General features: G+C 45.0%; 8 protein-coding genes. 5 read left to right on the top strand and 3 right to left on the bottom strand.

The genetic code is table 11. From position 1 onward, the window contains the following. Positions 1–227 precede the first annotated feature (227 nt). A complete protein-coding gene (locus F6K46_RS35830; protein ID WP_075904173.1) occupies positions 228–1,064 on the top strand; it encodes a HEAT repeat domain-containing protein in 837 nt (278 codons plus the stop codon). Between the two features lie 294 nt (positions 1,065–1,358). Continuing rightward, positions 1,359–1,997, top strand: coding sequence for a HEAT repeat domain-containing protein (locus F6K46_RS35825; RefSeq protein WP_293061818.1), 639 nt, complete (start codon positions 1,359–1,361; stop codon positions 1,995–1,997). Positions 1,998–2,008: 11 nt separating this feature from the next. Here F6K46_RS35825 and prmA read toward each other — a convergent pair whose 3' ends face one another. Together prmA and serA are read right to left on the bottom strand one after the other, a co-directional pair. Continuing rightward, positions 2,009–2,905: a 50S ribosomal protein L11 methyltransferase gene (prmA, locus tag F6K46_RS35820; protein ID WP_293061820.1), complete on the bottom strand. Its 897-nt coding sequence runs from the start codon at positions 2,903–2,905 to the stop codon at positions 2,009–2,011. Positions 2,906–3,085: 180 nt separating this feature from the next. After that, positions 3,086–4,666, bottom strand: a complete 1,581-nt coding sequence (serA, locus tag F6K46_RS35815) for a phosphoglycerate dehydrogenase (RefSeq protein ID WP_293061822.1) — start codon at positions 4,664–4,666, stop codon at positions 3,086–3,088. 361 nt (positions 4,667–5,027) lie between these two features. Between serA and F6K46_RS35810 the strand changes: the two genes are divergently transcribed. The 3 genes from F6K46_RS35810 to F6K46_RS35800 all read left to right on the top strand — a co-directional run bounded on the left by F6K46_RS35810 (position 5,028) and on the right by F6K46_RS35800 (position 8,816). Next, a complete protein-coding gene (locus F6K46_RS35810; protein WP_075904163.1) occupies positions 5,028–5,534 on the top strand; it encodes a hypothetical protein in 507 nt (168 codons plus the stop codon). A 244-nt stretch (positions 5,535–5,778) separates the two neighbouring features. After that, positions 5,779–6,558 (top strand): photosystem II S4 domain protein, encoded by a 780-nt coding sequence (locus tag F6K46_RS35805; protein ID WP_293061824.1) that lies wholly within the window; start codon positions 5,779–5,781, stop codon positions 6,556–6,558. Between the two features lie 197 nt (positions 6,559–6,755). Beyond that, positions 6,756–8,816 carry a DICT sensory domain-containing protein gene (locus F6K46_RS35800; RefSeq protein ID WP_293061826.1) on the top strand — a complete coding sequence of 687 codons (2,061 nt, stop codon included), beginning with the start codon at positions 6,756–6,758 and terminating at the stop codon, positions 8,814–8,816. Between the two features lie 170 nt (positions 8,817–8,986). Here F6K46_RS35800 and pdxH read toward each other — a convergent pair whose 3' ends face one another. Continuing rightward, the gene (gene pdxH / locus F6K46_RS35795) at positions 8,987–9,631 is read right to left on the bottom strand and encodes a pyridoxamine 5'-phosphate oxidase (protein ID WP_293038843.1); all 645 of its coding nucleotides are present in this window, start codon (positions 9,629–9,631) and stop codon (positions 8,987–8,989) included. Positions 9,632–9,760 lie beyond the last annotated feature (129 nt).

Below are 9,760 nucleotides of genomic sequence, written 5' to 3'. Positions count from 1 at the left end.
ACAAATATTGTCGATTTATTCACAGAAAGGATGGTTATGCTTATACAAATTAGATCCTGTCCTCCCTTTCCTCTCGCCGTTAACCCTACGGGTATAACGGGAGTCTCCAGGGAGGTGGACAGATGAAGAATAAAGTAAGAAATTGGTAGGTTTTTTGAGGAGACAGGAGCGTGCGTAAAATTAAAATTAATACGTTTAAATTAACAAGTTTAAATTAGCAAGTTAAAATGTTGCAGCCTAGTCTTGAGAATTATGTTGAGACTGATAACTCTGAGTCATTAACTGTAGAGCAAGCGATCGCAAATCTAAAAGGAAACGACCAGGGGCTTCGCTATTATGCAGCATGGTGGCTAGGAAAGTTTCGAGTCCGGGAACCACTGGCAATTGATGCCCTAATCGCTGCGCTAGAGGATCAGGACAACCAGACAGAATTAGGAGGATATCCTCTGCGCCGGAATGCTGCCAGGGCCCTGGGCAAACTAGGAGACCATCGAGCTGTGCCTGCGCTGATTGATTGTTTAGACTGCCCGGATTTTTATGTTAGGGAAGCAGCGGTACAATCTTTAGCGATGTTAGAAGATCGTACCTGTATTCCCAAGCTGATCAAACTCCTAGACGGAGGTTTAGAAGCAGCCCAGCCTATACCCGGATGTCCCCACCTCGCCCAACCCTACAATGCCGTCATCGAAGCTTTGGGGGATCTTGGTGTAACTGAAGCGATTGACCTGATTGAACTATTCCTAGAACATCCCAACGAGTTGGAACAGTATGCCGCCGCACGGGCGATGTACCAGCTAACTCAAAACCCTACTTATGCGGAACGTTTAATTAAAGCTTTGAGTGCTTATCAAGTGCAACTGAGGCGGGCAGCTCTTTCGGATCTCGGGGCAATTGGTTATTTACCAGCAGCCGATGCGATCGCTAAGACCTGGGCAGAAAATAGTCTCAGGGTACTCGCCCTCAAAGGAATTCTAGAGCATTACTTAGAAAGCAATCCCAGTGATGGTTGCCACCTATCGGAGACAGCAATTAGAATTATGAACTTGATCGATGGTCTTCTTTGAAGTTTGAAGGATAAAGTATCACAGATGAAGAAACAAGTATGAAATAATTTTAGATAAAATTTTAGATAACAATTTTATCTAAACCATTTATCGAAGCATTACTTCAAAACTGGTAGGTTTTGAGACTTTTACCTTTTGCTTTAAACGTACTATTATAAAACCCTTAGGGCAAACAACCTTTAAGCTTAGATCATGTCAGGATAATTGCCCTTAATAAAAATCTTCTCATCTCCCCATCTCCCCACACTCCCCTAGATTATTGGTATTCAACCAGACTTGATATTAAACCCCTGCATGACCAACACAACCCGAGAGCAAGAATTAATTCGAGCTGTGAAAGAGGCAGATTCTGCCTATAGCTTAGTAAAAGCAGTGAGAATCTTGGCTAATGCCCATATAGAAGCTGCGATCCCCACTTTAATTGCAGTTTTTAGCTACAATAACCCAGGTGCAGCAGAATTAGCTGCCGGTGGGATAGTGCGATTCGGGAAAACAGCAGTAGCGCAATTGCTCAACCTAATTGATGACTATAACTACGGAGGTAGAGCCTGGGCAATCCGCGCACTATCAGGAATTGGCGATCCTAGAGCCTTCGATACCTTAATCGAAGCTGCTGAAACTGACTTTTCTATGAGCGTCCGTCGAGCTGCTACGAAAGGTCTGGGCAGCCTGGACTGGGAGGATATGCCTAAAGATAAAATTCCTGCTGCCCAAGAGCAAGCTTTTAAAACACTACTGCTAACCTGCCAAGATACAGAATGGGTAGTTCGTTATTCTTCCGTAGTAGGATTGCAAGGTCTAGCTACTGCTGTAGTGGTCACCTATCCAGATCTGGCTGAGACTATCAAAACTCATTTAGCGCAAATGTTCAAGACTGAAACCGATGTAACAGTGGGCACCCGTATCCAACTGGCTATCCAACAACTTGCATAAAGAATAACTCATTAAGAACGCCGAATATTAAAACAACACCAATCCTGATGCTTCCAGAGGGTGGCGACAATCCAGTTATTTTGTTCTAGGCTATCAGCAATCGGTTTAACCTGATCTAATAACACACCACTGATAATTCCCCAGCTGGTGGGTTTCACAATAGCACTCATTAGTGGAATTAAATCAATAATCACCTCTGCCAGAATATTGCAGAGGATTCCATCTACTTGTTCACCATTAGTCAGCTGAGACAAGGTTTCTATACTACCCTGTTCTATCACCAGATCCTGGTCAGACATGTTGTTAAGAGAGCGGTTGTTGCGGGCAGCACCCACTGCTAAGGGGTCAATATCCACGCCATAGACCTTTTTAGCCCCTAACAACACCGAGGCAATGGAAAGAATGCCGGAACCACAGCCAATATCCGCTACGACATTGTCGTGATCACTGCTGAAGCCTAGACGCATCTCTAATGCTTCCAGGCATAACTGAGTGGTGGGATGGGTACCTGTGCCAAATGCTGCTCCAGGATCAAGACGTAACAATATCCGTTCGGAAGGGTTTGGTAAGGGCAGCCAGGCGGGATAGATCAAAAAGCGATCGCCAACTTCTTGGGGTTCCCAGTATTGTTTCCAACTACTTGCCCAATCTTCCTCATCAATCAGGTGCCACCGAGTTATCGGTACTGGCAGCCCTACAGTAAGGGCATCCTGATTTACCCAAAGGGCAAGGGCTGCCAGATCCAACAGCTGTGCTTGTATTTGGGGTAAGTGAGCAAGCACTAGTTGAGAATGTCCCTTAAGCTGGCTGGACATTCCTCGACAACCAAACTTCTCCAATCGCCAGAAGATTAAATCCTCTAAGGCAGAGTCGCACAAAATTTGAATTTCCCACCAGCTGTTTGCCATATGTTAGTTCCGAGGTCGAGAGTGCTGAGTTTAAGAGTGGGGAGTCAGCAGGGGGAGGTACGTGGTCTAAACTTAAGGATCAAGATTGTTTGTACCTATAACCTTTTCCCCATATTCAGCACTCAGCACTCAGCACTCAATAGTGAACGTATTCAGTACTGAAGGTATTCAGTACTTAACTTATAAAGTTACCGTGTAAGCATCCCTGATCCCTGGCACCTTCATAATCTCTGTTAAAACTCCCTCCGGTAAGGGGTCATCTAGACTAAGCACCATAACTGCGTCACCCCGCACAATTTTGCGACCCACCTGCATACTGGCAATATTGACATTAAAACTACCCAGTAGAGAGCCAATTTTACCAATAATTCCCGGCATATCCCGGTGTACGGTAAACAGCATATAGTGAGTGGGAGGAACATTAATCGGGAAGTCGTCGATACTGGTAATGTGGATTTCCCCATCATTCAATAGAGCACCTGTTACAGAATGTTTCCCCATGGAACCGGTGGCTGATAGATGTATGGATCCAGAATAGTCTCGCATCGAAGCATCCCTGGTTTCAATTACCCGAATGCCCCGCTCTTTTGCCTCAATGGATGCATTCACATAGTTTACCCGCTCTCGCAGTGCCTGGGAAAGTAAGCCTTTGAGGGCAGCAACCACTAAGGGCTGGCTTTCGTTGGTAGCTAACTCTCCCTGTAATCGGACATCAAGTAATTCAATGCGTCCCCCCGCCAGTTGAGCAACTAGGTTACCCAGAGTTTCTGCCAACTCCATGTATGGTCTGAGTTTTTCAATCACATTGGGTGACAATCCGGGAATATTAACTGCTGAACGGGCAGGTAAGCCTAAGAGGACATCCCGAATTTGTTCGGCTACATCAACAGCAACATTAACTTGGGCTTCTGTGGTAGATGCCCCTAGGTGGGGGGTCAGAACGATTTCTTTACCCAATTCACGCAAGGGGGATTCTCCTAGTGGTTCTGATTCATAAACATCCAATGCTGCACCAGCAATCTTCCCCTCTTTTAGTGCCTTAGCCAGAGCTTCTTCATCAATAATGCCTCCTCTGGCACAGTTGATAATTCGGGCAGTTGGCTTCATCTTAGCAATGGCTTCGTCATTAATCAGATGAGCGGTTTCTGGAGTTTTCGGGATATGGAGTGTGATGTAATCAGACTCCTGCAACAGCAAATCCATCTCGACTAAACGACAGCCTAGCTGTTCCGCCCGTTCTACCGAAATGAAGGGGTCATAGCCCAGCAACTTCATTCCCATTGCTCGGGCGACAGTTGCTACATGGGAGCCAATTTTACCCAAGCCAACTACACCAAGGGTTTTTTTGTAAACTTCTGTGCCAATAAAAAGCTTACGCTGCCACTTATTGCTTTTAACTGACTGATTGGCATCGGAGATATGGCGAGATAGGGCTAGCATCATCGCCAGGGCATGTTCGGCTGCAGCTATAGTATTTCCTTCCGGAGAGTTAACAACTACAATCCCATGACGAGTTGCTGCTGGGATATCGACGTTATCAACCCCAACACCAGCACGACCGATGATCTTGAGTTGCTTGCCCGCTTCAATTACCTCTTGGGTAACGCGGGTGCCAGAACGAATCATCAGAGCATCATAGTCTGGGATAATTGTCAATAGTTCTTCCGGTGATAGATTCGGATTGAAATTAACCTCAGCAACTTGTGAAAGGATATCAATGCCAGCTTGATCAATTGAGTCAGAAACAAGAACCTTAGACATGACCAGGAGATAGGTTAATGGGCTATACACACGGTGCTGGAGCTATTCCATGGGAAACTAAGATCAACCCCAAGAGTACTAGAGATGAACCATCATCCAATAGCACTTAACTACAAAAAAATGTAGTTGAACAGGTCTATTTGTTCACATTCAGTAGCTTTGACCGCAGTATGCTATCTTAACTGCAAAGGTATCCCTGGATAGCTACTGATCTAAAAGATTTTAAGTTTCCCCCATCTTTGATAGAAAATTTATCAAAACTCTCACTGTTGAAAACCCCTTTGCTTGAGGCGGGGGATCAAAACGAGCTCAAGGAAGAGTTCAAGTAAACTTTAAATGTAGATAATCAGCACAAGTGGCGATGAAATATGTGATTGCTGTATTCCCCAACCGCATTAAGGCAGAAGAAGCTTATACTGCTTTGGAAAAAGAAGAGTTACCTATGGATCGAGTAAGTATCTTGGGTAGAGGATATAAGAGTGCTGATGAGTTTGGATTCATTGACCCCAAACAACAGGGAATCAAGGGAGCCCGACGAATGGCATATTGGTTGGTTCCCTTTGGATTTGCGGCGGGTTATCTGTTCAATGTGCTAACTGAAATAAAACTGTTTGGCTTCTCTAGTGAAATTGGTAATCATCTCCTGGGAGGGGTATTTGGTGCGATCGCAGCAGCAATGGGTAGCGTTTTCGTTGGAGGTGGGGTTGGGTTGAGTGTTGGTAGTGGTGATGCACTGCCTTATCGGAACCGTCTGAATGAGGGAAAATACTTAATTGTTGTTCAGGGATCCGAGAGTTTGACAGAGCTAGGGACTAAAATTCTGCGTCAGTTTCAGCCGGAGACTATTCAAAGGTATGAGTTCCTCTAGACTATATAAGGGTTGCGCAATTATTTTGGGGGTAAAAATCCCAAAGGCGCAAAGAGGGCAAAGTAACAAAGACTAAATGTAAATAAAAATAAATAAAATTTAAGAAAGATAACTTTTAGAGTTAGTCATGGGTAATAGATAGTATGCGAAACTGATTACCTATTGCTAAATCCTGATTAGAATTTGAGGAAATAATTATTTACACAATTATTTAAAATCAAACGTCTTTAAAAATTTGTTAGTAATGCTACCTAGAGAAGAACTTTTAAAAAGTGTAGAGAATCGAGAAGATGTGGCTCGTGTGATTGACCAAGCTGATCAAGCAATTAAGACTTGGGAGGTGGTATTGACTGATTTTCTATCACCGCCAGTTTTGGTAGAGGTTGCTCAGCAGTTTGAACGGTTGACAGAGGTGCAATTGCTGGCTTGGGGAGGATATCCTCAGGCGGAACGACAACGGTTAGGGATCGCCCGTGAGGAATTGCCTCTGGATAAATCTCAGGTAGAAGTGGTGGGTTTGGATATTGCTGGGAATTTTTTGTTTGATACGGCAACTCACCGGGATTTCTTGGGGGCAATTCTGGGAACTGGATTGGTGCGAGAAAAGATTGGGGACATTATTGTCTTGGGAGAGCGAGGTGCTCAGGTGATTGTGGTACCAGAGTTGGTAGAGTTTCTGGAACTGAATTTAAATCAGGTGCGTTCGGTACCTGTCAAAACTCAACGGATTGATTTGAGTGAACTCAAGATTAGGGAACCGAAAAAGAAACTCAGAACAACAACAGAAGCTTCCATGCGTCTAGATGCGATCGCATCAGCTGGGTTTGGTATGTCCCGCAGCAAGATGGTTGATTTCATTACCACTGGGGATGTGCGGGTTAACTGGAAAGAGGTCAAGCAATCTAGCTATACAGTCAAATCTGGAGATTTGATTGCCATTCGCGGTAAAGGACGCTTGGAGGTTGGGGATGTCTCTATTACTAAAAAACAACGATATCGGGTTGAATTAACGCGATACATCTGAAACAGAGTGAGGCTTCAACATTCGCTGTGTTCAATCCCCTGTGTATAAGATAAATTGAGAAAGGTACACATAAAAGTCTATAGGTTGTCAGCACCCCATACCCTGACTGGGACTAAAGAGCCTGACTGGTTTTTCGTTCCCCGTCGCCCATAGCTGGGGTTTCTACAATACCTAGCATTTGTGATGAAAATTTATTAATGATTATTACGACTTCCGTGCTGCAAAGCTTACTGCAAGCTATACCTATACTGCGGTCACAGGTGTACTTTAAGTCTTCTTTGACCGCACTTTCCCATGCCATGGAAGATCAGGTATTAGCTGGCTCAGAGCAGCCGTTGGTCATTGCTAGCTTCCAGCGAGAGCGTTTCTACCGTCAGGAAGCTCATCGATATCGACGCATTGCTCAACAGACCCCCCAAGTCTATGTACTAGCAGCACCGGAAACAGAATTTAAGAGTAGTTCAGAGTATCACGAAACCGTGGCATTTGAACCCAACGATACCCTCTCTCAAGAATGGCATTTGGTAGTTATTGGGCAAAGCTACACAAACTGTTTGATTTGTCAAGAACGACCCTCACCAATACTAGAGGTTACCAATGGGGAAATGGACTCATCCCGACGTTTTGAAGGCATCTGGACATTTGACCGGACGGTGAGTAAAAAAGCAGCTGAGATATTACTCAATCGCATTCAAATTTACCGACCTGAACTAGCCGCTAAGATTGAACAGGCAAAATCTCAGTATTTAGACGATTCATTAGTAGTTAGTCCTCGATTAACCCAAAACTCCACCAGTAATCTATCCCTTCTCGACCAAGCTCAAAGTTCCGCCAATTCTGATCCTTTTGTCCAGCGTTTGGTGACTTACCTACAGGCAGGTCAGTATAAATTGCTCAAAGCCTATCGCTCCATTGCTGCTCAGGGCAAGAAAGAATCTCTGATCAATTCTATTTCCAACGCCATTAGGCGATCCCTTGATCCCAATGCCATTCTTGAAGTCGCTGTGCAAGAGTTGGGTAAAGCCCTTGATGCATCACGGTGTCTGATTTATCGCTGTAAAGCAACAGATACCACTACTATCATCAATCATGAGTTCTTAAAGCCCTCTAGTCAGGGGGATGAACCATTAGTGCCCACACTAGGAAAAATATGGCCATTGCAAGACAATTGCCTATTCCAAGAGGTTGTCCAGAGTGGAGAACGGATTTATGTAGAAGACACCCAGACAGATCCTCGGATTAACGGTACTAATTCCACAAATAAAACTGGTAATCGACGATCAAAAACCTTGCACAATCTAGTCCAAGAGCTTGCCATTCGCTCTTGGCTGAAAGTACCAGTGCTGTATCAGGGTCAGTTATTGGGCATGTTAGATATACATCATTGTGGTTCCCAACCTTATCAATGGGAAAAGGATGAGTTAGCCTTAGTGGATGCGATCGCAACTCAAGTCGGTGTAGCTTTGATTCAAGCCGAAGCCTACGCCAACCTAGAAGATTTGAATCAGCAGCTAGAAGCTCTTGACCGCACCCGTAGCAATTTAGTAGCGATTACAGGTCATGAACTGCGCACTCCTCTCTCCACAATTCAAGTATGTCTTGAGAGTCTAGCTAGTGAGCCAGATATGTCCCTAGAATTGCGTCAGGTGATGCTCAATACTGCCCTCACTGACGCTGAACGAATGCGGAAACTGATTCAGGACTTCCTTACTCTTTCTCGCTTAGAAAGTGGTCGTGTGGAATGGCACCCAGAATCCCTCTCCCTAAGAGAGTGCATTGACCTTTCCCTGAGTAATGTTTGCGCTCGCCGTTCTGAAGATGAACGACCTAGTTTATCGCTTCAAGTTCCAGAGAACCTTCCATTAGTCAAAGCCGACGGGGAGTGGCTAGTTGAAACTCTAGCTAGACTTCTCGATAATGCTTGCAAATTTACCAGCCCACAAGGAGAAGTAAAAATAAGTATCCAAACACTGGATGATTCCATGATAGTAGTTATTATCGAAGATTCTGGACGTGGTATTGAACCCAATCGGCTGGAAGCTGTCTTTGACCGCTTCTATCAAGAAGAAGGTGCTCTGCGGCGAACTACTGGGGGAACAGGGCTAGGTTTAGCAATTTGTCGCCAAATTGTCAAAGGCTGGGGCGGTAAAATTTGGGCAAATTCAGCTGGCAAAGACCAAGGTTCTCAGTTTTACTTTACTGTTCCCATTATCCAAACTCCAAAATCAAAGCACTCAAAAGCTCGGCGTAAACGTTAGGGGATTCGAGATACCGAAAGTTTGGGATGGTACAAAAGTAGTGATTTTAGCTCCTGTTACCTTGACCAGACCCTAGCCGAATCACTAGATCTTTAGCACTACCAACGCAGGTTCCGTACACAGAACCCAAACCACTCGCGCTTTGCATCAAGACAATGAAGACCAGCTCACTAAGGGGACAATCGTTTAATCACCCAATCCCCATCCTCACCACCATTGTACAGCAACCGATCGTGGAGCCGACTGGGACGTCCCTGCCAAAACTCAATTTCTGATGGAATTACCCGGAACCCTCCCCAGTGCGGTGGACGAGATACCTCTTTATTTTCATAGTCTTGGTTCAGTTGCTGTAGCCGTTGCTCCAACACCTCACGACTAGGAATAACTTGACTTTGATCTGACACCCAAGCCCCCAACTGAGAACCCTTGGGACGGCTGTTAAAATAAGCATCAGACTCAGCGGCTGTTAGCTTCTCGACTCGCCCCTCAATCCGTACCTGTCGTTCTAACTCAGCCCACCAAAACGTGATGGCAGCCCAAGGATTCTCGATTAACTGCTGCCCCTTATTACTGTCATAATTAGTGTAAAAGACAAACCCCCGCTGATCGTAGCCTTTCAGCAGTACCATCCGGGCGGAAGGTTTGCCATCGGGTGTTGCTGTCGCTATTGTCATGGCATTCGGTTCTGGCAACTCGGCAGCCACTGCCTGGTCAAACCAAATTTTGAATTGCTCGAAAGGATTTGGGTGGACATCGGTTTCACTCAAACCCTTCAATGTGTAATCCTTACGTAAATCAGCTACTCTAGTATTCATGTTTCTTGCCTTACAATTGACCAGTTTTGGTGGCATCTTTGATATCTCCCTACGAAGCAGGTGTAGGCTTGAAGGGAACTCCAACTGCTGCTATACTGCACAAAGTCATAACTTGAGCTAATGGAAGAT

It is taken from the genome of Moorena sp. SIO3E8 (genome assembly GCF_010692445.1).
Classification (GTDB): domain Bacteria; phylum Cyanobacteriota; class Cyanobacteriia; order Cyanobacteriales; family Coleofasciculaceae; genus Moorena; species Moorena bouillonii.
This window is presented reverse-complemented; position numbering and strand designations above follow the sequence as displayed.